Raw genomic sequence first — 25,921 nt, 5'->3', positions numbered from 1 at the left:
AGGGAAAATCAAAAGGAGTAAAAATGAAGCTAAAAACAAGATTGTATATTCTCCTTATACTGGTAGCACTTACCATGATAGCAATAACAGCAGGAACTATCATAAGAAATAAAATTGTATCCAATTTATTGGAATTACAGAAAAGGTCATATAAAGTACTAAAAAACACACAAGACTATATATCAAAAAGCAAGGATTTATTGGCCTATGATACAGAAATAAGACAAGATGCATATATAGATACCATTCTCTCAGAATGGAGAAAACAAAAGGACACGACAACCAATCTTCTTATAGAACTCAGCAACACAAAGGCAAGAAAATATTTACCAAGAGATACTCAGGATGAAATAGAAAAAATATCAGCTATGTGGAACTCTAGTGTTGTAAGCTTTACATTGATAGATGGTCTTATAAAGAGCATAGCAGAGTCAAAAACAATAGAAAATGCTCAGAAACGCGGACTTATGCAGATACAGATCTATCTCTATCAGAAAAAAAATCCTAACCCATCCGATTTATTAAAAGTGAGTCAGGCAATAAAACAGGTGCAATTGGCAATTAGATCCTCAGAAACCTTCGTTACTACACGCATAGGAAAGCTTGTAGAAACGGTAGAACAACAGGTTGCAGCCATAGAACAAACCACTCAAACCATCCTTATAGTTCTTGCATCAATACTCATAATAATCTCCGCAGTTCTTATCTACAAGATGAGTGGCTCTCTTGCAACAAGGATAAGAAGAATAGAACAAATCATGGGTAAAATCAAAGAACGAGACTTATCATCAAAAACTATATTGGAACTCACAGAAGGAGCCATGGCAAAAACACAGGACGAGCTAGGAGATCTTGCCGGTCATATCACCAATGTGCTTGAGACTATCAAAGAATTCCTCATATCAGTACAAGAAGCAGCAATTAATGTAGAAGAGCTCAAGGATATCCTTGCAGGTGGTTCTACCGAGTCGGCATCGGCTCTTAACCAAATAAGTGCTAACATAGAATCTATAAAGAAGCAATTTGACAGACTTGATATCAATGTGGAAAAGACCACTGAAGCCATAAAAAATATAAGGAACAACATAGAAGATACCGTAAAAAACATATCCTATCAAGCTCAAAACATAGCAGAAAGCTCAACTGCAATAGAAGAGATGAATGCATCCGTACATCATGTGGCAAACTTGGCGAAGGATAGAAAAGAAAGAGCAAATAAGCTTCTTGAAACAATACGAGACGGGGGAGAAAAACTCAGCAATACCAACGATATAATAGTATCAATATACAGAGAAATATCGGATATACAGGAGATAATCCAGATAATAGATACTGTTGCGGAGCAGACAAACCTTTTGTCAATGAATGCCGCAATAGAAAGTGCACATGCAGGAGATGCAGGGCGCGGTTTTGCAGTTGTTGCGGAAGAAATAAGGAAACTGGCAGAATCTACGGGAGAACATGCCAGCAGAATAGGACAATCCCTTGGAAGAATAACGGACAGAATACAGGACGCACTGCATTCAAGCGAGGAAAGCCACAGTTCTTTTGAAAACATCAATAAAGAAGTCATGGATTTTGCTACCGCATTAGAGGAGATCGCAAGCAGCATGACAGAATTAAGTACGGCAAGTACGGCCATACTTGAGACAACACATAAAATATCTGCAATTACTCAACAGATAGAAGAAGAAGCAGGACAGATGACAAAAGGTGCTCAGGAGATATATCAGGCAGCAGAGGGTTCCAGAAGCATATCAACAGAAGTATCGAGGGGACTTACGGAGATAGAAAGAGGAACAAAGGAAATACTTCAGGCAGTAAATACAATAAGTGATCTTGCACAGGAGAGCAGAGACAGAATGTCAAAGCTTCATGGAGTTGTAGAAACATTTAGAGTGGACAACAATACTGTGGATTAACTCCTATTAGGTCTGTAATATTGGGGAAGCGGAGGAGGGTTTTCTCCTCCGAGCCTCATAATCAATAGTTTTACTGCTTCTTTATAAATATCATACGGAATAAGAACATGAGAAAGACGTGCCAACAAGTTTTCAACCCGTCTCTTTTTTTCTGGGCTTAACACAGATAAAAAATAATCCTTTTCTCTATCGCCAAGATGCAGAAAGACAATAGCAAGCTCATGATCACTGGAACGCATGAGAGAATTATGCAGGCTTACCGCATCCATGCGGTAAGCCTGCTTTAAAAGTGCTGCATGTGGCAGTTTTGCCATTGCATACTCCCTATTTTACCCCAGTACTACTTCTACATTACACTCCGCAGAAGAAGGAACAGGTATGATAACTTTTCCATCGCCTATTTCTATGCCTTTGCCATCAAGAGTGCATGATTTGATACCCTTTGATACGCCGGCAGGATTCTTAATGATAATATTATAAACCTTGCCCCTAAACCTTCTCTTGATAGATATCTTATCCCAGGAAGAGGGGATACATGGATCTATTACAAGCCCATAATGAGAAGGCCTTATACCAAGCATATACTGAGTTGCTGCCTGATACATCCAACTGGATGTTCCACTCAACCAGCTGTTCCTCCCCAGGCCTGCATTGGGATGCTCATTGGAGAGAATATTCTGGCAGAAGACATAAGGCTCAACCTCATAAGTATCTATATCATTATTCTTCTTTATAGGATTAAGCTGAGAATGATACTGATATGCCCTATCGCCGTTACCTACTATAGTCTCTGCTATCATAACCCACGGGTTAGCATGGAGAAATATCCCTCCGTTTTCTTTTGCACCGGGAGGATATGTACTTACCCCTCCTATATTAGGATCATAGTGGTCATATCCCGGCATACTGAGTTTGATTCCATAAGGAGTATTAAGAAGCTCATACACTGACTCCAAAGCTGTCTTTGCCCTCTGTCCATCCGCATTACCACTCATAACAGCCCATGATTGAGCATTGGTATATATCTTTCCTTTATCATTCTTATTGCTTCCTATGGGACTCCCATCATAATCAAAATACCTAACATACCACTTACCATCCCAGGCTTCTCTGTTTACTGTCTCTTTCATCTCTTCTGCATAAGACAGATACTTTTGTGACTTTTCATTATCTCCCAGATAAGAGAAAAGCTCAGCCATTTCTCTTGACGCAAGAGAAAATTGATGTGCTATAAAAACAGACTCAGCACCTGTTCTCAAGTTGACAGTATCGTTCCAATCCGCAAATCCAAGAAGAGGAAGACCGTGCTTACCAGTATGAGTCTTTGTAAACTCCAAAGCCCTCTCAAGATGTTCCAGAACAGTAGCCTTTTCTACAGGATTACCTTGTTTATCCTTTTCGTAAAACGGGATTTCCTTTTTGAGAAAATCATAATCCCCTGTTTCCTTAAGATACTGAGAAACAGCCAAAATAAGCCAAAGATGGTCATCACCATAGTAATCCGGCCTATCATCCATCTCATGTGCATCGCCATTGGAAGCAATCATAGTCTTGGGGTTAAACTGATGCATGGAAGAACCGTCTCTGCATTGTACTGATATTATCATCTCAAGGAGCCTTCTAGCCCTATCAGGAGCTCCAGCTATGACAGCCATAACATCCTGGCTGGAATCTCGCACTCCTATGCCTCTTGCACCGTATCCCAGCTGATAATAAGACAGATATCTTGACCAATTGAGAGTAATAAAACACTGCCTGGGATTATGAGTATTGATAAGAGTATCAAAATCCTCATCCCCGGTTTCCACATGACACACGGACAAGAAATCTTCCCAGAACTTTTCTATATCAGCAAGAGCCTTATCGACTTCTTCTTCTTTTCTAAACCTATCTATAAGTGCCATAGAAGATTCTACGGACTCAACCTGTCCCAACTGGACAATAATACGATCCTCCGCACCCTTCTCTAAAGCACCTAGATGATGCATCAGGGCACCTACGTTATCTCCTCTCAATATATCCTGAGAAGAGAACTCGTCCTTCTCCAGAGAAGCAGGCATTGCCCATGTCCCATACTCATTCTTTCCAAGAAAAAGTTTTCTGTCAGCTTCATAAGAAGAAACAGGTCTATTGGAAGTAAAGAAATTTTCTGCCACTCCAACCATCATAAAAGCACACTGACGAAGAACAAGAAGGTCGCCAGGTTTGCCAATAGCCTTACTCGTCATAGTCTGAGGAACCCAGTCAGCATTGGTAAGCTGCTTAAGAGCGTCAAAGTGAGAATACTCCACTACAGGAATAACATCCAAGCTCTCTATTCTTTTATTACCAATATTCTTTATCTTTATATCCTGTATTGCAACAGACTCCCCATCCGGAACAAACACGGTTATTTCTGTTCTTATGCCTTTATATTCCATTATAAACCTGGAATATCCCAACCCTACTCGACACTCGTATAAATCATACTCATGTAAAGTAGGAACATAATAAGGAGAATATATTACGGTTTTTCCGTCTATATTAGCCCTGATATAAACCGTGGATCCCTTAAAATCAGAAGCAGGCATTTGGGTTATATACTTGGTTATCCTATTTACAGCCGGATCACCCTTACACAGAAGCATACCACCCGTATGGTCGACATAACCACCAAAATCTATAGTACCTATGTAGTTAATCCACTTTACAGGAGTATGGGGATTGGTAATAACATACTCCCGTCCCTCAAAATGTCCGTATTCCATTATTTCCCTCCTAAAAAACTTCGTTACCTGAGATTACCTCTCTATAATAATAATAACTATCCTTGGGAACCCTTCTCCCATCCAGATAGTCACAGTAAACAATCCCAAAACGCTTGGTATAGCCAAAAGCCCATTCAAAATTATCTATGAATGACCAGAGAAAATACCCTTTTAAAGGAATCCCTTCTCTTACAGATTCTGCACAGGCCTTAAAATGCCCCTTAAGATATTCTATACGCTCTTCATCGTGTACAGACTCCATATCCTCGGCAAGAACATCATTATAAGCTGCACCATTCTCCGTAATATAAATCTCTTTTACAGAATAATTATCATTTACCCAGTGAAGAAGTCTTTTAAGCCCTTGAGGTACAACAGGCCAGCCCATAGCAGTTCTCCTGTAATGGGTCTTTGCCTCGGTAAAGCCCCTGGGATCATCAGCAGAAGCCTTGATAACATGCTCAAAATAATAGTTAAGTCCCAGATAATCCAGGGAAGCAGAAATAATCTCAAGATCATCATTCTCAATATCCATAGTAATATTATGTCTTTTTAGTAAACGCTCTGGATATCCTCTACCAAAAAGAGGATCCATATACATCCTTGCACCGTCACGATATACATCCAAAGCTTCGAGATCCTCTTCTCTGTTGGTAGCGGCACGGCCTGTCATTATTGCCTGAACAATCCCAATCTTTCCTTTATATCCGCCATCACGAAAAGCCTTGACAGCAAGACCATGTCCCAAATACAAATTATGCTGCACCTTGGGAACAAGCGACCAGTCAGCCTTTCCCGGCGCATGCACTCCCATACCATAACCAAGAGCAGTAAAAACAGAAGGCTCATTGAGAGTCGCCCACATATCCACTCTGTCACCAAAAGCATCAAAACAAACCTTGGCATAATCCGCAAACCTATAAGCAGTATCACGGTTTAACCAACCCCCATCATCCTCTAAATATTGAGGTAAATCCCAATGGAAAAGAGTAATATTAGGCTTTATACCATAAGATAAAAGCTCATCTATAAGCCTGTTATAATAATCAAGCCCTTTTTGATTTACCCTGCCATCCTTGGCCGGAATAATCCTTGGCCAGGACAAAGAAAACCTGTAAGAACCCACACCAAGCTCTGCCATGAGCCTGACATCTTCCTTATACTTATAGTACTGCTGAGCAGATCTCTCCCCAGTATGGCCAAACTTAACCTTACCGGGAGTAGAAGAAAAAGTATCCCATATACTAGGACTTCTCCCGTCCACATCCGTAGCACCCTCCACCTGATAACTTGCAGTCGCAACACCCCATAGAAAATCATCCGGAAAAGATTTATGCATTATCTATCCTCCAACAAAAAAGTCTAATCTTATGCTATAGAACATGCAAATGATATTGGCATATAAGGGATATTTCCTTGACGATTTGCCCGATTTTTAGCACAATATGTTCAAATGTATACAGTAAGTGATAGAGACCATTTCCCTGACCATGAAGAAAACATAAGGATAACCACCAATTTCCTTCCATCCCCTTACATGCCAGATCACGGTATAGACCTTACATACAGAGAACACAGACACAACTTTTACGAACTGGTATTTGTACTAGAAGGGGAAGGCGTACATCACATACAGAAGAACATACACAAGATAAAACATGGCGACCTCTTTATAATACAACCCATGGTCCCACATTATTTCGAAGCACGCGGACTTAAGCTAGTAAACATCATGTTTAGAGAAGAAGCCCTTGAACCCTATCATGATCAACTCAAGAGAATACCCGGTTTTACCGCCTTTTTTACAATAGAACCCGGAGAACGAATAGAAAAAAAAACAGAACCTAGACTCAACGTAGCAGGAACACAACTGGAAGAAGTGGAAAACATCATAAGAAAATGCATAAGAGAAGAAAACACACGCCCCCCGGGCTACAAAATAGAAAAGAACAGCCTGCTCATCCAACTCCTAGTTTTCATAGCACGGCAATACCAGCATCTGCCCAGTACAGACGCAGAAATAGCAGTCAGGATAGGAAAACTAATAGGACTTCTAGAAACAGAATACACCCGCGACTGGAGCTTGGAAGAACTCTGCAACATAGCCAACATGTCAAAAACAACACTAAGGCGACACTTTATCCGTGCAGTGGGCATGAGCCCTCTGCGATTTCTCACAAAAACTCGAGTCGGTCAAGCCTGTAAACTCCTTGTAAAAACAGACAACAGCATGACAGAAATAGCAGAAAAAACAGGCTTTAAAGACAGCAACTATTTTGCAAGACAATTTAAGAACATAACCGGTATGAGCCCCAGAGAATACAGGAAAAGACAAGGCTTTACCCTTACCCTCACAAAATAAAATTATACCGAACGTCGTCCCCGCGCAAGCAAGATCTGACAAGAAAAACACTGCGGGGACTCCTGCATCCGGCAGAAAACTGATTTTAATTAAAAAACATACTACATAATCCCATGTTTCTTGCAAAAGTCCACAAACCTGCCTATCCCTTCTCTTAGGACAGGATGTTCTGGCAAAAGGCTTATTACGATATAAGCTTCTCTTATAAAATCAAAAAAATAGCCCGGATAAACCAAAACCCCTGCCTCAAGTAGAAGACGCTCAGTCCACTCCTCCTCACTCATGATACGGGGAAGCTCAAGCACACAAGACCAACCACCGTAAGTCCGCAAAAGCCGCACAGCCGAGTCCGCAAAAAGCTTATCCAAAAAAACATAGTTCTCATTTATCCGTTCTTTTATAGCCCCAAAGATAGGATGACCTGCCGTAAAAAGCGCTGGAGCTGCGTTCTGCACAGGCACAGAAGCAGAAAGATATGTGTCACTTATAAGCTCAAGACGCTCTTTTGCCTCCGAAATACAATCGGATGGGCCGGAAGTGACAATCCAAGAAAATTTTACTTGCGGCAGCCCCAAAATCTTGGAAAAACCAGAAAGAGTAAAAGAAAGGCAGTCTGTGCTGGCTACAAAAGACGCCCTATCCGCAACAAAGCCTATGCAAAAATCAAAAAAAACCTCGTCGACAATAAGAGCAATCCCCCTCTCCGATGCAAAACGCGCAAGCGATTCCGCTTCATACCGACACACATAGGAACCAGTAGGATTATTGGGATTGATAAGCACAATGGCACGCGTTCGATTGTCTGTCTTCTTCTCCAGATCAAAAAAATCAATTCTCCAGCCTCGTGAGTGGGAATAATCAAGCTCATACTTTCTGAGTTCTACAAGTTCAAGCGCAGCAATATGGTCAAAGAGAGGATATCCAGGCTGGGGAACAAGTACATTATCATACGCATTACAAAGCATCTTAAAAAGATAAGAATACGCATCACCTGTTCCTGCTGTTATAAGGACATCATCCGCAGAAACGCTCAAGTTTCTTCTATTATAATACTCCGCAACTGCGCGCCTTGCCCTCTCAAGCCCCCTCGCATCAGGCCTGTAGACAAGATTATCACGCTCCAGAAACACATCAAGCAAAGACTCTTCATACGGAAGCCCTACGGTCGTAGGATTGGAAATAGTAAGATTTACATAACCCTCTGCAGAAGAAGCAAGCTCAAAAAGCCTGTTGGGAAAAAAAGGATACTCAAACCTGTCAGAAAACTTGACTCTCATAGAAACACTCTACCCTAAAACAAAAAAAATTTATACCGAACGTCGGGGCAGCAGCTGTTCTCTGGACCTCATGTTTTTTCCGCTTGGAAGCAGCACGGAATGCGCCAGCAGGCCGTGCGTTCGGTATAGAAGCAGGGCGCAGCCCCTCCTGCCTCCGGCAAGCACAGCACAAAAAAAGAGCGTTCCGGTATAAGACCGGAACGCAGAAGGATACAAAAACCTACCCCCAGGAGCCCCCTTTTTTTGGGGGATAGGAATTATTTTGTGATAACAACCTCGTGGTAAGAAACACGCCGCTCTTCCAGCTGTTTCTTCTGTGATTCCGCGGTATCGGCAACAAGGTCTATTATACGCGTGTAATCATCGGATTTGGCACCGCCAAAGGACCATTGGGAAGCAGTCTCAGCCACATTTCTTACCCGCCTTACGCCGGCAGATGGGAAGCCTTCCTGTCCCAGTACACAAGCAGCAAGTTTAAAGCTCGTAGCACCTCCCAAAATCTCCTTTGACACCCTGACTGTGACCTTGCCAGATGCTGACTGAACCATAACCCGCGGTTTAAGCTCAGCACTCTCTGCAAAACCGGAACCGGGATCTGCTGGATCAACAGGTATGAGCACTTTTTGATTCCAACCTTCAACCCATATGGCATAATCCCAGGCAAAATCATCAGCAGTATTTACGTTTCTGCCCTCTAGAAGATTCCTTGCACCTTGACCTGGAATAACATCCAGATAAATATCAAAAGTCTGAACAGAAAGGCCTATGGGAGAGTTCCACGGATTGTTTACAGGAGCTGCAAGCTTAAAAGTAAACACTATATCGCTTGTCCCCTGGCTCACAGAGAATTCTGTGATATCAAAAACACCGGGCTCAAAAACAGCATCCTGCGGATAGCTATAATAGCCGGGACCATAATCATCACCTGCAGGATCTACAACAGAAAGCAGAGTCTCTGTCTGACCAGTATCAGGAAGAACAGCCATAAGGTTGGCGTTCTGAGGGAGAGAATCCCGGACTCCTTTTGCTCCAGTAAGAAAAGATTTTATCCGTATAAGCTGACCCATCTCAACAGGAGGCAAAGAAGTATAAGGAAGCTCTATTTCAAGCCCCCTGCCAGCAGTACGGATATTAACTGCCGCCTTTTCCTCTATCCACTTACCCTTATCATCCACTCTGTACCAAGATAATGCAGAACCCTTTATTACCAGAACATGGGAAGAATCAAAGCCAACAGGGGTTCTTCCGTCAAGCATAAAAACAGAAGAAGAGGCATAATTGGGCAGCTTGAAATATATTTCAAGAGAAGAATCGGCAAAAATGGTGTTCCAAGGATTTCTGGAGGTAATTCCAAGAACAAGAGCTGTTTTGCTTACTCCATATCGTATCTCCTGGAGCTCGCTGTATGCAGCTGCCTGGACACCTCCGGATTTTACAAAGCGACCGGCCCCTTTCCATTCATCAGCACTTATTTTTCCGTCTATTATGACGGACACCGGCTTTTCCAAGCTTTCACTCTCTTTTGCAGCACGCTCAGCTATTATTGGCACATCTAGGATTGCAGGAACAGGATCGCCAAGACTTCTGTAAACATTTTTTAATAATTCTCTGTATGCATTATCAAAATACTCATCCACGCCAGAATCCTGGTCATCTCCATACCACCAAAACCAATCCGAGCCTTCTGCGAGGTACATATAATCAAGAGCCTTGGCAAGAGTATCAGGCTCTACCTCTCTGTACTTGTACATGTCGTACTTGGCAAGATGAGCTCTTACAAAACCAAGAAGATCCCAGGCTTTATTTTCCTCTTCTTCTCCTATCCATGTGCTGTAATCAGGAGTAAACCATGAGCCAGGCCAGAGGTTTTCTATAGTTTTCTGCTCAGGAAACATAGCAAGGAACTCCGAAGGAGTAACTGTTTTAACCCACTCAGAAGCAGAAAGCCTGGAGTATAGTTCTGCAAAGAAATCCTTTCCATCATTCTTATAGTGCTCCCATGCATTCTCCCCGTCAAGGATTATGGAAACAAGAAAAGGCCCCTTTTCTCCACTCTTATCAAGCTTGCTCTTTATCTTTTTAAGCCTTGCAAAAAGGTCATCCACAGCAGCCTTGCCGCTCATACCGGAATATTCAAAACCTATAAGATCTGACAACCTGTTATCGCGGAAGACCATTGCAACCTTCTCGCCCTTGGGACCAAGTACATAATAGGGTCTGTACAACATTGCAGACTGTTCTACAGTATCGTTTGAATCTCTCGTAAAACCATCCAATCCAAGAGATTTTGCAAGCACCTGTTCGCCGGAAGCCATCCATGAGAATCCCGCCTTTTTAACAAGAGGGACAATATCCTTAGATACAGATCCCTCTGCAGGCCACATACCCGCAGGCTCCTTGCCAAAATGCCTGTAGTAAATCTCTCTTGCCTTTTTAAGATGAGCTATGGCATCGTTGGGATAAGAAAAATTCTCCGGAGCAGGAGAAGAGGGATCGTTTTGCTTCATAACCTTGGTAGAATATATAAGAGGCAGTATGGGATGAGCATACGGAGTTGTTATAAGCTCTATCTGTCCCTTTTCCATAAGTTTTCTATGCTCAGGAAGAACCATCTTTATGATATGGCTAATCTCAGAAAAGAGGATCTTCTTATCTTCTTCTGTAAACCCTTTACCTTTTTTTACAAGAGAAGCCAGCGGCTCCTTTTCTCTAAACACAGGATCACACCATGCAAGCTGAAACCATACCTGTAAGTCCCTAAAATCCTGCTCGGAAAAAGATTTTATCGCCTTATCAAGTCCAAGAGAGTCTCTCTTGTTGAGCAATTCCCAATATCTGGGAAACGGCCTGATGAGATTGTCATGATTTGCATCAAAGAATCTCTCAAGAATAAATCTTTTGTCACTATCTGTAAGACTGGCCGCATTCTTTTCTCCAAGCACCCAGTAGGTATCCTTTTTGCCTGCTACAAAATCTTCTAGCTGCTTTATAAGAACCGGAGTTATATTAAAAGTAACATGTACATCCGGATAATCCTCCAAGACAGCTGCCATATCGTAATAGTCCTTGGTAGCATGCACCCTTACCCAAGGACGAGAGTAGACATCCTGCTCCATATAGTAAAGCGGCTGATGCTGGTGCCATACTATATTGAGATACAGGACATCTTCTTCCGCCCCGCCTCCTGCAAAAAGCAATCCGCAGCTTATAAAAGCAAAAAGGACTGCAAAAACAAAATAAACACGTCTCATCTTATCCTCCACACATATATTAAGTGGGTACGATAGCATCTGCCACCGTACCCGATTTTTAGAAGGCTATCAGATATCCTGAGACAGGGAACAATCAAGCGTTATTCTAACCTTGTGCCCTGTCGGGATACTGCCAAAATCAAGGAAAAAATTCCCTTTTTCAAAATAAAATCCTTCCAAAAATGTTATGGACTATCACGGCCTGTTTAACATAATCTTATGCAAAAAAATTGCACAAGATATCATCTTGCGTTTTATTTCTTTATAAAAACCAAATAAAACATCTCAAAAAGTAAACATTAATGCAAAGGTTTTAATTATAGTACCATGATATTTTTGAGCTAGCAAGTTTCTTTTTTTAAATAAGTAGTAGTGCAAAAGCTTAAACCTATATCTATATTTATTTTTTTATTTTACATATAAATAAAACACGATCTACAAATAACAAATTATTATGACACAATTATTAATACAATCGTTTTAATATTCTATATTAAGGAGAAGCTATGAGATATTTATTCTATTTATGCTTATTGGCTTTGCTTATTTTACTTCCCGGCTGTACCCAGATGCTTTCCGTAGATGGGAAACCAAATAGCAATCTGGCAGCATATCATGGCGACCTAGATGCCGTACTGCTTCAAGGATTCCATTGGACATCACATAATAGCACTATGCATTGGTGGGATATTATATCACAAAACTCATCTGTTATTGCAGATGCAGGGTTTTCTGCAGTATGGTTTCCTCCACCATCTGATGCAGCCTCGGACGAGGGTTATCTGCCAAGACAGTGGTATAATCTAAACTCAAAGTACGGTACAAAGGAGGAACTTAAAAACGCAATCACAGCTCTGCACAATAGAGGCGTTAAAGCAATCGCAGATATCGTCATCAACCATCGTGTAGGAACTTACAACTGGGCGGACTTTTCTAACCCAGCCTTTGACAACAATTCTAAGGCTGTCACACGGGACGATGAATGGAGCCAAGGCACAGGGGACTATGATACCGGAGACGGCTACGCTGCAGCTAGAGACTTGGACCATACCTATTATGACGTCCAAAACAAAATAAAAAATTGGCTTCTCTGGTTAAAAAATGATATTGGCTTTGACGGATGGAGATATGATTATGTAAAAGGATATTCTCCTTATTATACAGGGCTTTACAACATATACACTTCCCCATATCTTTCCGTAGGAGAATTGTGGCCTGATATAACGGGTGATTATTATGCATCCGGAAACAACGTAAACTACCACAGACAAAAGCTTATGGATTGGATAGACGGCACAGGTGGAAACTCCATGGTATTTGACTTTACTACCAAGTGGCAGCTTCAGCTTGCTGTTGACAGGTCTGAGTATTGGAGACTGAGAGATAAGGAAGGAAAGGCTATAGGAGCCATTGGCTGGTGGCCGACAATGTCCGTAACATTTATAGATAATCATGATACAGGCCCTTCTCCAGGAGGTGGTCAAAACCATTGGCCTTTCCCCTCCGACAAGGTTGAGGAAGGCTATGCATATATCCTTACCCATCCCGGCACTCCCTGCGTTTATTGGCCTCATTTTTTTGACTGGAGTCCAGATCTGAGAAACAAGATAAAAACGCTTATAAGCATAAGAAGAGAAACAGGAATAACCTCATCCGCCAGTCTTAATATTATTGCTGCAGATAACAACAAATATGTAGCAGAAGTCAATGGCAGACTTATCATAAAAATAGGCCCGGATACCACATACAGCCCTCCGACCAACTGGGCTATCTGGACAAAATAATATTATCAGCTCGCGGCATTTGCCACGAGCTTTTCTTTATATTAGAATACAAGGTAGATAATAGTATTTTATTTTAGGATGGATTTATGACACTCCGTTCCAGGTTGCGGTTTATTGTGTTTCTGACAGCAGTAATTTTGTTTGTAGGTCTTTTGGGGATAATGGTACAAAACTATGTATCTTATATACTCGGCGATTTTATGGATAAAGCATGGGATTTTGTTGTCTCTTCCCAAAAACTGGTATCCGCAAGCAAGGATATGATTGCTTATGATACAACAAGAAGAGCTACAGAACAACTGGAAGATGTCTTTGATAAGTGGAAGCTTGCTGTATCAGAACTTGACACCGACTTAAAGGAACTCTATTCTCACAAAGGTGTTGCCTTTCTATCAAAAGATTTAAAAGAAGAAATAAAAAGTCTGGAAAAATTATGGACACTAAATAATGCTAATTTTAATAAAACAGAGACTTTTATATCGGATTTGCTAGAAAACATAGATCTGCCGGACAACCAAAGAAGAGGACTTCTCCAGATAAAACTCAATATACGAGAAAGTTATGATAAAGCAACAATAGCTTCTTTCTATATAAATGAGGCCATGGGTTCTCTGTACAGCACTATTAACATATCGGAGGAGTTTCTTTCTTCAAAGGTTTTGTCATTGATAGAAAAGCTTAAGACCAGTGTAAGAAAAACAGAGCAGATTATTCAGTTTCTTGTAATCGTGCTTGTTCTTATGACAATTGTGTTCTCCTCCTTTCTCGTTTTTAGAGTAAACAGAACATTGACCGACAGAATAAGCTCTTTAAGCAGGATAATAGGCGAGATTAAAGAGAAAAAACTCACGAGAGGTACAATAGAAAAGTTACAGACTATGTCCAGGATGGCAAAGGATGAGCTGGGAGAAATTGGAGAGCATAATGCCATCGCATTTGATATGTTGCGCAATTTTCTGCTCAACGTAAAAAAGGCTTCTATGCAGGTGGATGTTCTCAAAGAGTCTCTCGCTTCGGGTGTAAGAGAGTCCTCTGCATCCAGTAATCAGATTACAAAGAATATGGATGTATTCAAACAGGTGCTGAAAACCCTTGATGCTTCCATAGAACAAACTTCTGCAGCTATTACACAGATTGTAACAGGGACAGAAGAGATAGAAAGAGATATATCTATACAGGCAGAAAATATAGAAGAAAGCTCTGAGGCAATAGAAGAGATAAACTCCTCCATAAGGCGTGCAAGCAACCTTGCAGAAAAAGAGAGAGAAAATCTGAGTGAAATAATGGAGCTGCTAAAAAGCAGTGGAGAAAAGATAAATAATACAAACTATATAGTAAATAATATTTCCAGAGAGATTTCAAATGTAAAGGAGATAATAGACATAATAGATGCCGTTGCCGAGCAAACTAATCTTCTTTCTATGAATGCCGCAATAGAGAGTGCTCATGCTGGCGATGCCGGCCGGGGGTTTGCTGTTGTTGCGGAGGAAATACGTAAGCTGGCAGAATCTACAGAGGAGCACGCAACAAAGATAAATCAATCTTTGAGAAATATGCTTGAGCAGATAAGTACAGCAAGCGAAGTCAGCTCCGACAGTGCAGAATCTTTTGAACATATTCAGAAATCAATGGAAAAATTTTATATTTCTTTGGAAGAGATCACCAAACTGATGACAACCCTATCCCAAAATAGCAATAGTATTCTTGAGAATATTCAGAATATCAATGTTATTACAACACGGGTAAAAGAGGAGTCTGTAGAGATTTCTAATAAGACTGCTGATATACACAATGTATCCGAGAAAACAAAGGAGCTTGCTCTCAATGTCAACAAGAATATCATAGAGATTGAAAATGGCATAAAAGAGATATCCAATGCTCTTACGGATATAGACAGGCTTGCACAGGAGAGTAAAAACAGGATGGATGTTCTAAGGGATACCGTAGAGGCCTTTTCTCTTGAAGAGTCGGAATCAGAATAATTTTGCGCTTTTACAACTGAGCAAATCAGGTAAGAATATGTAAAACAAGGGCCAAAGAAAATACCACTATAAATGCTGCTATTGTTATTGCAAGTGTCACAGAATAGCCCTTGGGTCTTATCTCGCCCATTCTGTCCAGTTTTCTTATTATTGGGTGGAGTGTTATAAAGTATACTGCTATGGAAAATATTGTCACTATGATTGTGTATATTTTTGTCTGCTCGCTTCCTGTGTTTGCTACTACGATAAGAAGTGCTATGAATATAAGCTTGCAGTTTGCTACCCAGTTGACAAGGTATTTTGCAAAAAGCTTTGTTTTTTCTTCTTTTTTTGAATCCTCCCATGCACAAAAGGCTCTCATGCTGTTTCCATATTTAAACTCCGGTTTTAGATATAGTATTATTGTGTTGGCAAGCTCCATTGCAACAAAAAAATATATGGCTATGTCAAGGATCATATGTTCTTCTCCTGCATTGTTTTTTTTATTTTAATATGTTATCGGGATTGTGCATAGCAAAAAAGATTCTAAAGGTTTGGTATACTGGTGGCTGTGTTTTTAGTACTTTTGCAGTATATTTGCCAAGGGCAGGCCCTGAGCAGCCGTACTGCCGGGGAAGCTTTATTCGGCTGCGTCAGGGCCGTTCGGTATTTTTTTATTTTATATACATTTTTTCATAGTATTCCTGCAGCATTCTTTCTACTGCAAAGTATTTCCTGGTGCTTGTTATGCTGTTTTTCATCATTTCCTTCCATTTTTTCCTGTTATCATAGTATGTTGGCAGGACTTCTTCCAGGAGGACTTTATAGAGTGCTTTTACGTCATGTGCATCGTGTTCTGCTTCGTTGGGGCTTACAAAGCCGTCACCAAATTGCCAGCCGTTTTCTCCGTGGCGGCATGCTTCCGGCCACCAGCCATCAAGTGTGCTGAGGTTGAGTACGCCGTTCATCGCTGCTTTCATGCCGGATGTTCCGCTGGCTTCTTTGGGTCTGCGGGGGTTATTGAGCCAGATGTCAGAGCCGCGAGTGAGCATTTTTCCGATTGTCATGTCGTAGTTTTCCAGGAAAACTACAGATTGCGGATATTTTTTACCTATTTTTACTATATTTTCTACTATTTTTTTGCCTGTGTCATCAAGAGGGTGTGCTTTTCCTGAGAATACTATCTGAATTTTTCTTTCTTTTAGCAGTGGTTCTATTATGTTTGTGTCTGTAAAGATGAGATCGCTTCTTTTGTAGGGTGCAGCTCTTCTTGAAAAGCCTATGAGGAGGGCGTTCTCGTCAAGTTCTATGCTTGTTCTTTCTTTTACAAATTCTATGAGTTTTCTTTTGTTGTCCATGTGGGTTTCCCACAGATCGCCTTTACCTTCCGCTGCATCCAGCATTCTGCTGTCAACCCAGGTGGGCAGGTGTATTGCGTTGGTTATGCCTATTATTTCTGAGCGGTCTTTTATGTCTTGCCACATTTTGTTGGAGGTTTCACAGTGCAGTTGTGCTACTGCATTGGAAATTCTTGATAATCTTAGTGCGGCTACTGTCATATTAAAGGGGGCTCCACCAAGTTTTACAAGCTGCTCTACGGTAAGTCCGTTGTTAGCTCCCATATACATTAGTCTGTCTATGTAATGGGATTCGTTGCCTTCCTTTATGGGTGTATGCGTAGTGAAAACCACTTCTTCCCGTGTTTTTCTTACGGCTTCTTCAAAGGAAAGTCCTTCCTGCATTTTTTCTCGTATCAGCTCAAATGCGGCAAAGACAGCATGCCCTTCGTTAAAGTGATAGACATCCGTTTTTATGCCAAGCGATCTGAGTGCTCTCACGCCTGCTATTCCTAGTACCATTTCCTGTGCTATGCGCTCTTCTCCAAACCAGCCATAAAGCTGTCCGCATATCCAGCGATCCTCGTTCTGCGGGATGTCCGTATCCAGAAGATATAGAGGAGCGTTGCCAAACTCATCAACAAGCCAAACTTTGCAGTATACGTCCCTCTGTCTTATCTTTACTTTTACCGTTACTCCTGTATCTTTTAGAAAATCGTAGTGATAATTTTTATACGAGTCGAAAGGTCTTCCTTCCTCGTCTATAAGCTGGTCAGTGTATCCCTGCTTCCACTTTATTCCTATACCTACTATGGGATAACCGGTATCTTTTGCCCCTTTAAGGTAATCTCCAGCAAGGATTCCCAATCCTCCAGCATAGATTTTAAAGGATGTGTCCAATCCGTATTCCATACAAAAATAGGCCACACTGGGCATCTTATCTGTCATAGTTCCTCCAAAAAGTTTTTTTATATTATAAACCCGTATTGTTAATCATGCAAGCGTTTGCATTGTTTTTTTTCCTCACTACTTTTTCAAAACCCATAGCCGCAATTTTATTTCTAATGCACAAGCCAACAGTATACAGATATAGCAGGACTTGATGTTATATTTCTTTACTTTATCTAAAAACCAAGCATAAGGCAAAACAGCACGGTATCTGCTAAGTTTTCTTAACCTGCCTTCAGGATAAAGCATATTTGCGGCTTTTCCCTCTACCGACTGGACAAAAAAAACATTTTTTAGTAATTTACTTCTACAAATTGGCGCCGTACCCAAGTGGTAAGGGAGAGGCCTGCAAAGCCTTCATTCGCCGGTTCGAATCCGGCCGGCGCCTTATCTTTATTAAACAATAAATCATATCACTTGCAAAACTTATTATTAATAAAAGTCTTCTGTAAATCTTGCTAATATCAAAAATATATATCAGTATATATATATATATGATGGATAAAAAAAGCCTTGTTTTTTTAATCGTAGTAAGTGTAATAATTTTTTCTTCTTGTTCTATAAAGCAACTTGCCATAGATAGCCTTACTTCTTCTATGTCGGCAACAGGAGAGCCGTCTCCTTTTCTCACAGAGGAAGACCCTGAGTTTGCAAAACAAAGTTTACCGTTTGCTCTTAAGTTGTACGAGACTTTATTGCAGCAAGATCCTCAGAACACCCAGCTGCTGCTCATGCTTGCACAGGGTTTCACTTCTTATTCCAATGCCTTTGTCGAAGCACCGGCCAAAAGGCTAGAGATAAATGAATACGATAAACAGCAGAAAGAGTTTGCCAGAGCAAAGGCTTTTTATCTCAGAGCATACAGATATGCTCTGAAATCGATGGAAATAAGACACAAAGGCTTTTCTAAGGCATGGGATGCTCAAAATCTAGAACTTGCTTTTGAAAATATAGATAGAGATGATGTGGACTATCTTTACTGGCTGGGCACAAGTCTGCTTGCAGCAATAGCAATACAGCCGTCTGATCCTGCAATGAGCATAAAAATCCCCCAAGCAGTGGGAGCATGCACAGCTGTGCTCAGGCTCAACCCGTATTATTCAGATGGTGCAATACATGAGATGTTTATACGACTTTATGGAAGTCTGGACGTATCTCTGTGGTGGAGAGCCATTCCTCAAGAAGATGACATAGTAAGAAAATGGCTCGTAGAATACTACAGAAAAAACAGAATGGAAGGCAAATCCACGAGAGAATTGATAGAATTCCACTTTAAACAAGCAATAACACTTGATGAAGGCAAAAAGCTCTCCCCCTACATTGCATATGCACAGGCTGTGATGGTCCCTCTGCAGGATAGAGAGGGATATATTTCTATATTAAAAAAAGCGCTGGAAATTGATACGGAAAAGTATCCAGAATACAGACTGGAGAATGAGGTTGCAAGAGAAACAGCTATATGGCTGATAAAGACTGTTGATGATATATTTATATAAGGAGTTTCTCATATGAAAAGAATAAAGTATTCGATTGTCTTTCTTCTCCTGTTTGTTATGTTACTCCCTTCATGGGGGCTTACCATAAAGATAGCAAGTCTTGCGCCTGCAAATACTCCTTGGGACGATGCTATGCGACAGATAGCAAAAAAATGGTATGAGATATCTGATGGAAAGATTGTGGTAAAGATATATCCGGGAGGCATAGCCGGGGATGAGATAGATGTCATAAGAAAGATGAGACTAGGACAACTTCAGGGCGCTGTACTCAGTTCTGTTGGTCTCAATAAGATAGAACCGGAGCTTATGACAATGGGACTTCCTCTAATAACTCAAACAGATGAGGAAGTAATATATCTTCTAGAAAGGATGGGTCCAAGGTGGAGCAAACTTCTTGAAGATAAGGGTATGGTTCCTGTAGCCTGGCAATTGGCAGGATGGGTATCTTTTTTTACAAGAACACCAGCATACAGTCCGGAGGAGTTAAGGGCTCTCAAATTGAGAAGCTATCCCGATGAGCCAGAGATGAATCAGACTTTTAAAGAGTTTGGTTTTAATGTAGTACCAATCCCACAAAACGAGGTTCTTTCTGCTCTACAGACAGGCATGGTGGATGCGGCTTATGCTCCTCCCGTGCTTGCAGCTACCCTGCAGTGGTTTGGCATTGCAAACCACTATAATACTCTCAGATTTGCCCCTGTTGTGGGAGGACTGGTCATAGATAAAAGAACATGGAACAGGATTCCTCAAGAATACAGAGAAGATTTTATAAAGGCTGCCTCTGAAGTCGCAAAAGACCTTAATGATAAGGTAATAGAGGTGGATAAAAAAGCAATAGAAATAATGAAACAAAACGGCCTGATAGTCCACGAAGCAACTGAGAAAGAGATACAAGAGTGGCAAAGCCTTGCAAAAAAAGGCCTTGACAGATTAGCAGACAACCTATTTTCCAGAGAACTTTACGAAGAGGTTCTTGCTGTTATCAAAGAATACAGGGAAAAGAAATGAGTAGAAATAAGATTTTCAGAAGCATAGATGGTCTTATCGCTTCTGTATTTCTTCTTATACTTGCAAGCCTCCCTATTATAGAGATGTTGTTAAGGAGTATCTTTTCTACAGGGATACCAGGAAGCTACGATTATATAAAACATCTTGTGCTTCTTGTTGCTTTTTTTGGCGCAATGTATGCCGCAAAAAAAAGACAGCATTTGTCCATAGCATTATTGGAAAACCTGCTTACAGGTAATGCCAGAGAATATCTGCTCAACACAATATACTTTCTGAGCAGTTTTTTTTCTCTTGTATTTACAATAATATCAGTGAGCCACTTTTTTATAGCTTTTGAGGAGGTTACAAGAGTAGGCTTTATCCCTACTCGTTTTATAACCTGGGTTATGCCTGTGGGATTTTTTGTCATCTCCATATATTTTTTACAGGGTATTAAAGCAAAAAGAACTATAAAGCTTTTCCTTTTTATACTTTCTTTTGTTCTTGCTGTTTTCATTTCTCTGTCTTCTGTAAATAATCTGCTCTTTTCCTTCTCTCAGGATCCGCCTGTCTTTATGCTTGATACTGCAGACTTTATAGCCAATATTGCCAGGTCTGCAGGATGGCTGATAATTCTTCTGATAATCTTTTTTGCCTTTGCAGGGCTTCCCCTTTTTATAGCAATAGGTACCATTGCAATGTTTCTTCTCATGGGAAACTATGGTACGGCAGAGGTTGTTACTGATGAGATATACAGCCTCCTTACTGATATACCTATTCCGCCTATAGCACTTTTTACTCTGACAGGTTTTGTTTTGTCCGAGAGTAAGGCCGGAGATAGGTTTATAAAATTTTTTAAAAGTATTATAGGCAACCTACCAGGCAGTATGGCTATCATAGCCATACTTGTTTCTGCATTTTTTACCACTTTTACAGGTGCATCGGGGGTTGCTATCCTTGCTCTGGGGGGCGTTCTCTCATATGTTATGATAAAAAGCGGAGAATATTCAAAGAAATTTACATATGGCCTTCTCACGGCCTCTGGAACAATAGGGCTACTTTTCCCTCCGAGCCTACCCATCATAATCTATGGTTCTGTCGCTCAGATAAGTATCAAAGACCTTTTCATAGGAGGATTGATCCCAGGCTTTCTTATGGTTGGCTCATTGGTTGTATACACACTGATAAGAGCAATACGCGAAAAAAAGAAAACGCCAGATCTCCCCAAACTGTCTGCAAAGGATAAGCTTCTTGCGTTTTACGATGTAGTGTGGGAAAGTCTTCTCCCTGTTTTTATTATTGCTGGTTTTTTCTCCGGGCTTTTTAATCTTACGGAGACAGCTGCTTTTTCTGCTCTTTATGTCATGTTTATCGAGGTCTTTATAAAAAAAGAAATACCTTTTAAAAGGCTCCCGGCTGTAATATTAAAATCCATCCCAATCATAGGCGGAATATTGCTTCTTCTGGGTTCTGCCAAGGCTCTGTCCTTTTATATTGTGGACAGCGAGTTTCCTCTTATTCTTACAGCCTGGATGAAAGCTCACATATCTTCTCCTTTTATTTTTTTGCTTCTGGTAACGGTTGTGCTTCTTATAACAGGCTGTCTCATGGATATTTTTTCTGCAATTATGATAGTGGCTCCTCTCATAGTGCCTATGGCAGAGCTCTACTCTATAAATCCCGTGCATATGGGAATACTTTTTCTTGCTAACCTGGCAGTAGGATATCTCACACCTCCAGTAGGGCTCAATCTATTTATAGCTTCCTACAGATTTAATGCCGACCTTCTTGATATTTATAAAAATGTTATTCCATTTTTTATTGTGCTAATTATAACTGTGTTACTAATCACTTATATTCCTGCTCTTTCCACATGGCTTCCATCTATCATAGGTGGATGAGCATTGTACTTCTCAATCTGTTTACAAAAAAGCAGCTCTGCCTTATCGGCAGGGCTGCGTTCGGTTTGTTTTGAAAAAAAACAGGTTAAAATGTGAAAAGAAACTCTGTTTTTTGTACTGGATATACTTTTTTTTACATGCTAGTATTGGCTTATGAAACAATATGCTGGGAAATGGGTGTATATAACCGGGGGCTCCAGCGGTATTGGTAAGGCCTGTGCTCGCGCTTTTCTGCGCGAGGGAGCCAATGTTCTTATAATTTCAAGGGATAGCGAAAAGCTGGAATCTGCTCTGCTTGAGCTTGAGAAGGAAAGGACCAGAGAGGACCAGAGGGTTCTGTCGTTGTCAGTAGATGTTTCCAGAGGGGAAGATGTGCGCGAGGCTTTTTCTGGATGGCTTGAGAATCATCCAGCACCAGATGTTCTTATAACTTCTGCAGGTATGGCGTATCCCAATTATTTTGAGAAGATTCCGGATGAGATATTTGACAAAACCATAGATGTCAATCTCAAGGGTAACTGGTATGTGATCCATACGCTGTATCCACATATGCGTGCCACAGGAGGTGGATATATTGTTCTTGTATCGTCCATGGCGGGTTATATAGGCGTATTTGGCTATACGGCTTATAGTGCGTCCAAGTACGGTATAATTGGTATGGCTTCCTGCCTTAGGAGCGAGGCCGAGCTTGACAATATAGCAGTCAGCGTATTATGTCCTCCAGATACGGATACACCGCAGCTTGCAGAAGAGAATAAAACAAAGCCAGAGGAGACAAAGGCTGTAAGCGGCACTGTAAAACCGGTAAGTGCAGATTTTGTGGCTGAGGGGCTTCTCAAAGGCATGAGAAAAAAACGCTTCCTTATAACTCCTGGACTTGAAGGTTCGATAATAGAAAAAATAAACAGGCATTTTCCCAATCTCGTATACAAAATAAATCAGTCCGCAGTAAAAAAAGCTGCAAGAAAGAGAGGGAAATCTGTCTGATAATATAGTGTCTTCTGTCAATTCTTATATCAGCAGACAGGCAGTTATGATCTGCACTGACACTATGAGATTGATAACACTGACCAAATCGGAGGAATTTTTATGAGCAGAAAGGATATCTTTGCAAAGTGCTATGAGTTTACAGCTGCAGAGGAAGCCAGAAAAGAAGGCTGGTACCCGTACTTCAGACCCATCAACGAGAACCATGGTAACACCGTTATAATAGAAGGCAAACCTTTTATCATGGCCGGCTCCAACAACTATCTGGGGCTCTCCCAAGACCCGCGTGTTATTGAAGCCGCAAGAGAAGCCGTAGCCCGCTATGGAACAAGCTGCTCTGGCTCACGCTTTATGAACGGCACACTTGCTCTGCACGAGGAGCTTGAGGCCAATATTGCAGACTTTGTAGGGAAAGAAGCTGCTGTATGCTTTACAACAGGCTATCAGACCAACCTAGGTTCCATCTCAGCCATAATGGAAACAAAAGCTCATATCGTAACGGATAAACTTAACCATGCATCCATAATGGACGGAATAATGCTGGGCTCTGCATTTACCCGCTGCCGCAATATCCACAGATACAAACACAACGACATGAACGATCTAAGACGCACACTTGAGAACATAGATGACAATGAGCCCATCATAATAGTAACAGACGGCGTATTTAGCATGGAAGGCGACATCACAAAACTACCGGAAATACGCAAACTTGCGGATGAGTTTGGCGCACGCGTATATCTGGACGAAGCACATGCACTTGGCGTACTGGGCGAGCATGGGAAAGGCACAATGGAACACTACGGAGACAACAGTCTGGCAGACCTAGTTATGTGCACATTCTCAAAATCATTTGGCTCCATAGGCGGCTTTGTTGCAGGAGAAGCCCGTGTCATAGACTATATCAAGCACCACTCCAGGCCACTAATCTTCAGCGCCAGTATGTCTCCGGCACAACTTGCTGCGGCACTCAAGTCACTGGAAATCATCCGCCAAGAACCTGAGCGTGTAAGACGGCTCCAGCAAATAGGCGACAAAATGCGCAAAGCCTTTACAGACCTAGGCTTTAACATTGGCACAGCAGAAACCCCGATTGTCCCGCTAATAATAGGCGACGATGAAAAAACCTTTAACTTCTGGTATAAGATGTACCAGCAGGGACTCTACACAAACCCAGTAATATCACCTGCAGTCCCGCCCAAGAACGCACTCATAAGAACATCCTACATGGCAACACACACAGATGAAGAACTGGACAAAGCAATAGAAATAGCAGGAAACGTTGCAAAAAAACTGGACATAATTCCCTAATAAATAAAGATATCATATACCGAACGCCGTACCGCACCGCGGTACGGCTTTTTTTATCGTAGAGAAAACTAATTCTCAATCCTGCGATTGAGAAGATAAAGAACCTCCCCCTCTTTTGTAAGAGGAATAATAGTATCCCTGTAAAAAGACACGATAACATCCGGCTCAACAACACGCCTTATGCGCCTGTCCACGCCGGACTGTATAGTAGAAGTCTTTTCCCTTACCCTCGCAAGTATAGTCTCCTCCACCTCTGGCCTGGACAAAAGAGAAAGAAGTCCATCCCTATCCTCTGCCTTTATAAGAGCAGTATAACCTTCCCTGTTCATCCGAAACTTAGACTCTGCAACCATGATAGAACCATAATGTATCCGTCTACCCAGTGCCTGGAGAGCCATAACATCATGCTCCACACTGGAACCATACTGTCCATCGTCTCCTTTGGGACATATTTCAGGCAAAAGAGCAAGATAAGACTCAACAATACGCGGCATAAGATTGATACGCTCAAAATCATCCAGTCCCAGACAGGACACATCCACGCTTACAATTCTCCTTGGGGCAGGCAAATCCCTGTAAAAAGGCCTCTCTTCCGGTACACAAAAACGACCAAAAACAGCATCCATCTCCTCCTGATATCTCAACCGTATCTCAAAAAGCGACTGATGCTCTCCACCGGAAAAGCCGCTGTGCCCAGGAAGATATACAACTGGATTATGACAAAACTGTGCTCTCTCAAGAAGTCTTACTATAATACTTTCTTCCAGAGCGGAGAGCCTTGCTGCAATTATATCCAGATTAAAATCATCATGACTCATAAATCTCTCCTTTTTATAAGAATGATTCCTTTTTCTTCCAGTAGCTTCAGTTCTATGGCAAGCCCTGGAGTCATATCTTCTTTTTCCAGACTAGCAAGCTCAGAAGAAGAAAAGAACCTAAGCTCGCTTATTTCCTTCTTGTCCGGAGAAAAAGGACCGTTGTCAGTACATAAAAAAACCCTTACATTCTCCGATTCTCTGTCCGTTCTTACTCTCATATCAAAAAGCTTTTTGAGTGGCACAGGAGGGAAATGCCCAAGTTCCTCTGCATATTCTCTCATTGCAGCATCCTCGTAGTTCTCACCGGGGCTAAGATGTCCTCCCACAGCCGTATCCCATTTACCTGGCTCCATATCCTTGCTAAGGCTGCGTTTCTGTAGAAGCAATCTATCGTCTCTGTCTATGACAACAACATGTGAGGTTCTGTGTATCAGAGAGGGGTCTTTATGGCACAGACTTCTGTCAACCTCTCCGAGAACTCTGTCATACTCATCCACAAGCACACATTTTTCTGTATCAGGCATACCAACCTCCAGACTTATCATTATCCTTTATTTTATCCGATTTCTTATAAACAGGACAGTGTAGACCTGTGGCTCTGTGTACTTCTATCGAGGGGAGTTCTATGCTCTTTATGCCAAATATCTTACAACCCCTAGGAAAGTTCCTATCCCAAGTGACAAAAAAATGTTTACATGACAGGCAGTTGGGGGCTTTTTTTCCATGCATGACTTTTATGATACTGTTTTTTACGCCAGTTTCAAGCAAAGATTTTACATTGTTCTATTTTTTACTAAAAAAAAGGGGCTGCTTGCTTTAGCTTGCAGCCCCG

At 41.3% G+C, this 25,921-nt stretch carries 19 protein-coding genes and 1 tRNA gene; 10 read left to right on the top strand and 10 right to left on the bottom strand.

Annotated features, from left to right (window positions below; genetic code table 11):
- The first annotated feature begins 23 nt into the window (after positions 1 to 23).
- On the top strand, positions 24 to 1,922 hold the full coding sequence (locus WKV44_02985) for a methyl-accepting chemotaxis protein (protein MEM5947501.1): 1,899 nt from the start codon (positions 24 to 26) through the stop codon (positions 1,920 to 1,922).
- Here the strand turns inward: WKV44_02985 and WKV44_02980 are convergent.
- The 3 genes from WKV44_02980 to WKV44_02970 are packed head-to-tail and all read right to left on the bottom strand — an operon-like array spanning position 1,919 to position 6,008.
- Positions 1,919 to 2,236 carry a hypothetical protein gene (locus WKV44_02980; GenBank protein MEM5947500.1) on the bottom strand — a complete coding sequence of 106 codons (318 nt, stop codon included), beginning with the start codon at positions 2,234 to 2,236 and terminating at the stop codon, positions 1,919 to 1,921. The genes WKV44_02985 and WKV44_02980 overlap by 4 nt on opposite strands.
- Before the next feature lie 15 nt (positions 2,237 to 2,251).
- Positions 2,252 to 4,669 (bottom strand): glycosyl transferase, encoded by a 2,418-nt coding sequence (locus tag WKV44_02975; protein MEM5947499.1) that lies wholly within the window; start codon positions 4,667 to 4,669, stop codon positions 2,252 to 2,254.
- A 10-nt stretch (positions 4,670 to 4,679) separates the two neighbouring features.
- The gene (locus WKV44_02970) at positions 4,680 to 6,008 is read right to left on the bottom strand and encodes a GH1 family beta-glucosidase (GenBank protein MEM5947498.1); all 1,329 of its coding nucleotides are present in this window, start codon (positions 6,006 to 6,008) and stop codon (positions 4,680 to 4,682) included.
- A 114-nt stretch (positions 6,009 to 6,122) separates the two neighbouring features.
- On the opposite strand from WKV44_02970, the gene WKV44_02965 reads away from it, so the two are divergent.
- Entirely contained in the window at positions 6,123 to 7,031 is a 909-nt protein-coding gene (locus WKV44_02965; GenBank protein ID MEM5947497.1) for an AraC family transcriptional regulator, read from the top strand.
- A gap of 101 nt (positions 7,032 to 7,132) precedes the next feature.
- Here the strand turns inward: WKV44_02965 and WKV44_02960 are convergent, their stop codons facing one another.
- Positions 7,133 to 8,308: a pyridoxal phosphate-dependent aminotransferase gene (locus WKV44_02960; protein MEM5947496.1), complete on the bottom strand. Its 1,176-nt coding sequence runs from the start codon at positions 8,306 to 8,308 to the stop codon at positions 7,133 to 7,135.
- 257 nt (positions 8,309 to 8,565) lie between these two features.
- Positions 8,566 to 11,559: a glucodextranase DOMON-like domain-containing protein gene (locus tag WKV44_02955; GenBank protein MEM5947495.1), complete on the bottom strand. Its 2,994-nt coding sequence runs from the start codon at positions 11,557 to 11,559 to the stop codon at positions 8,566 to 8,568.
- 506 nt (positions 11,560 to 12,065) lie between these two features.
- Here WKV44_02955 and WKV44_02950 point away from each other — a divergent pair.
- Together WKV44_02950 and WKV44_02945 are read left to right on the top strand one after the other, a co-directional pair.
- Positions 12,066 to 13,343, top strand: coding sequence for an alpha-amylase family glycosyl hydrolase (locus WKV44_02950; protein ID MEM5947494.1), 1,278 nt, complete (start codon positions 12,066 to 12,068; stop codon positions 13,341 to 13,343).
- Positions 13,344 to 13,429: 86 nt separating this feature from the next.
- On the top strand, positions 13,430 to 15,325 hold the full coding sequence (locus WKV44_02945; protein MEM5947493.1) for a methyl-accepting chemotaxis protein: 1,896 nt from the start codon (positions 13,430 to 13,432) through the stop codon (positions 15,323 to 15,325).
- 25 nt (positions 15,326 to 15,350) lie between these two features.
- On the opposite strand, the gene WKV44_02940 is transcribed toward WKV44_02945, so the two are convergent.
- Positions 15,351 to 15,782, bottom strand: coding sequence for a hypothetical protein (locus WKV44_02940; protein ID MEM5947492.1), 432 nt, complete (start codon positions 15,780 to 15,782; stop codon positions 15,351 to 15,353).
- A 196-nt stretch (positions 15,783 to 15,978) separates the two neighbouring features.
- Positions 15,979 to 17,589 carry an alpha-glucan family phosphorylase gene (glgP, locus tag WKV44_02935; GenBank protein ID MEM5947491.1) on the bottom strand — a complete coding sequence of 537 codons (1,611 nt, stop codon included), beginning with the start codon at positions 17,587 to 17,589 and terminating at the stop codon, positions 15,979 to 15,981.
- A 316-nt stretch (positions 17,590 to 17,905) separates the two neighbouring features.
- On the opposite strand from glgP, the gene WKV44_02930 reads away from it, so the two are divergent.
- From WKV44_02930 to WKV44_02905, 6 genes are all read left to right on the top strand, one after another.
- A tRNA-Cys gene (locus WKV44_02930) sits at positions 17,906 to 17,977 on the top strand.
- 106 nt (positions 17,978 to 18,083) lie between these two features.
- Positions 18,084 to 19,085 carry a TRAP transporter TatT component family protein gene (locus WKV44_02925; protein ID MEM5947490.1) on the top strand — a complete coding sequence of 334 codons (1,002 nt, stop codon included), beginning with the start codon at positions 18,084 to 18,086 and terminating at the stop codon, positions 19,083 to 19,085.
- A gap of 12 nt (positions 19,086 to 19,097) precedes the next feature.
- Complete coding sequence (dctP, locus tag WKV44_02920; GenBank protein MEM5947489.1) at positions 19,098 to 20,093, top strand: TRAP transporter substrate-binding protein DctP; 996 nt, start codon at positions 19,098 to 19,100, stop codon at positions 20,091 to 20,093.
- Positions 20,090 to 21,973 carry a TRAP transporter large permease subunit gene (locus tag WKV44_02915; protein ID MEM5947488.1) on the top strand — a complete coding sequence of 628 codons (1,884 nt, stop codon included), beginning with the start codon at positions 20,090 to 20,092 and terminating at the stop codon, positions 21,971 to 21,973. The genes dctP and WKV44_02915 overlap by 4 nt, the downstream gene beginning before the upstream one ends.
- Positions 21,974 to 22,126: 153 nt before the next feature.
- Entirely contained in the window at positions 22,127 to 22,960 is an 834-nt protein-coding gene (locus WKV44_02910) for an SDR family oxidoreductase (protein MEM5947487.1), read from the top strand.
- A 102-nt stretch (positions 22,961 to 23,062) separates the two neighbouring features.
- A complete protein-coding gene (locus tag WKV44_02905) occupies positions 23,063 to 24,271 on the top strand; it encodes a pyridoxal phosphate-dependent aminotransferase family protein (GenBank protein ID MEM5947486.1) in 1,209 nt (402 codons plus the stop codon).
- Positions 24,272 to 24,339: 68 nt separating this feature from the next.
- On the opposite strand, the gene WKV44_02900 is transcribed toward WKV44_02905, so the two are convergent.
- From WKV44_02900 to WKV44_02890, 3 genes are read right to left on the bottom strand one after another with little or no spacing between them, the layout of a single operon-like run.
- Entirely contained in the window at positions 24,340 to 25,089 is a 750-nt protein-coding gene (locus WKV44_02900; protein ID MEM5947485.1) for a chorismate mutase, read from the bottom strand.
- The gene (locus tag WKV44_02895; protein MEM5947484.1) at positions 25,086 to 25,613 is read right to left on the bottom strand and encodes an NUDIX domain-containing protein; all 528 of its coding nucleotides are present in this window, start codon (positions 25,611 to 25,613) and stop codon (positions 25,086 to 25,088) included. The genes WKV44_02900 and WKV44_02895 overlap by 4 nt, the downstream gene beginning before the upstream one ends.
- Positions 25,606 to 25,857, bottom strand: coding sequence for a hypothetical protein (locus WKV44_02890; protein MEM5947483.1), 252 nt, complete (start codon positions 25,855 to 25,857; stop codon positions 25,606 to 25,608). The genes WKV44_02895 and WKV44_02890 overlap by 8 nt, the downstream gene beginning before the upstream one ends.
- Between the last annotated feature and the right edge of the window lie 64 nt (positions 25,858 to 25,921).

The organism is Spirochaetia bacterium 38H-sp, from assembly GCA_039023545.1.
Taxonomy (GTDB): domain Bacteria; phylum Spirochaetota; class Spirochaetia; order Winmispirales; family Winmispiraceae; genus Rarispira; species Rarispira pelagica.
The sequence above is the reverse complement of the archived record's forward strand: the minus strand, read 5'-3'. Positions and strand labels throughout refer to the sequence as shown.

What these genes read in the sequence shown, in the direction of transcription:
- WKV44_02985 (MEM5947501.1), top strand. Translation starts at nt 24, where the DNA reads ATGAAGCTAAAAACAAGATTGTATATTCTCCTTATACTGGTAGCACTT.
- WKV44_02980 (MEM5947500.1), bottom strand. Translation starts at nt 2,236, where the DNA reads ATGGCAAAACTGCCACATGCAGCACTTTTAAAGCAGGCTTACCGCATG.
- WKV44_02975 (MEM5947499.1), bottom strand. Translation starts at nt 4,669, where the DNA reads ATGGAATACGGACATTTTGAGGGACGGGAGTATGTTATTACCAATCCC.
- WKV44_02970 (MEM5947498.1), bottom strand. Translation starts at nt 6,008, where the DNA reads ATGCATAAATCTTTTCCGGATGATTTTCTATGGGGTGTTGCGACTGCA.
- WKV44_02965 (MEM5947497.1), top strand. Translation starts at nt 6,123, where the DNA reads ATGTATACAGTAAGTGATAGAGACCATTTCCCTGACCATGAAGAAAAC.
- WKV44_02960 (MEM5947496.1), bottom strand. Translation starts at nt 8,308, where the DNA reads ATGAGAGTCAAGTTTTCTGACAGGTTTGAGTATCCTTTTTTTCCCAAC.
- WKV44_02955 (MEM5947495.1), bottom strand. Translation starts at nt 11,559, where the DNA reads ATGAGACGTGTTTATTTTGTTTTTGCAGTCCTTTTTGCTTTTATAAGC.
- WKV44_02950 (MEM5947494.1), top strand. Translation starts at nt 12,066, where the DNA reads ATGAGATATTTATTCTATTTATGCTTATTGGCTTTGCTTATTTTACTT.
- WKV44_02945 (MEM5947493.1), top strand. Translation starts at nt 13,430, where the DNA reads ATGACACTCCGTTCCAGGTTGCGGTTTATTGTGTTTCTGACAGCAGTA.
- WKV44_02940 (MEM5947492.1), bottom strand. Translation starts at nt 15,782, where the DNA reads ATGATCCTTGACATAGCCATATATTTTTTTGTTGCAATGGAGCTTGCC.
- glgP (MEM5947491.1), bottom strand. Translation starts at nt 17,589, where the DNA reads ATGACAGATAAGATGCCCAGTGTGGCCTATTTTTGTATGGAATACGGA.
- WKV44_02925 (MEM5947490.1), top strand. Translation starts at nt 18,084, where the DNA reads ATGATGGATAAAAAAAGCCTTGTTTTTTTAATCGTAGTAAGTGTAATA.
- dctP (MEM5947489.1), top strand. Translation starts at nt 19,098, where the DNA reads ATGAAAAGAATAAAGTATTCGATTGTCTTTCTTCTCCTGTTTGTTATG.
- WKV44_02915 (MEM5947488.1), top strand. Translation starts at nt 20,090, where the DNA reads ATGAGTAGAAATAAGATTTTCAGAAGCATAGATGGTCTTATCGCTTCT.
- WKV44_02910 (MEM5947487.1), top strand. Translation starts at nt 22,127, where the DNA reads ATGAAACAATATGCTGGGAAATGGGTGTATATAACCGGGGGCTCCAGC.
- WKV44_02905 (MEM5947486.1), top strand. Translation starts at nt 23,063, where the DNA reads ATGAGCAGAAAGGATATCTTTGCAAAGTGCTATGAGTTTACAGCTGCA.
- WKV44_02900 (MEM5947485.1), bottom strand. Translation starts at nt 25,089, where the DNA reads ATGAGTCATGATGATTTTAATCTGGATATAATTGCAGCAAGGCTCTCC.
- WKV44_02895 (MEM5947484.1), bottom strand. Translation starts at nt 25,613, where the DNA reads ATGCCTGATACAGAAAAATGTGTGCTTGTGGATGAGTATGACAGAGTT.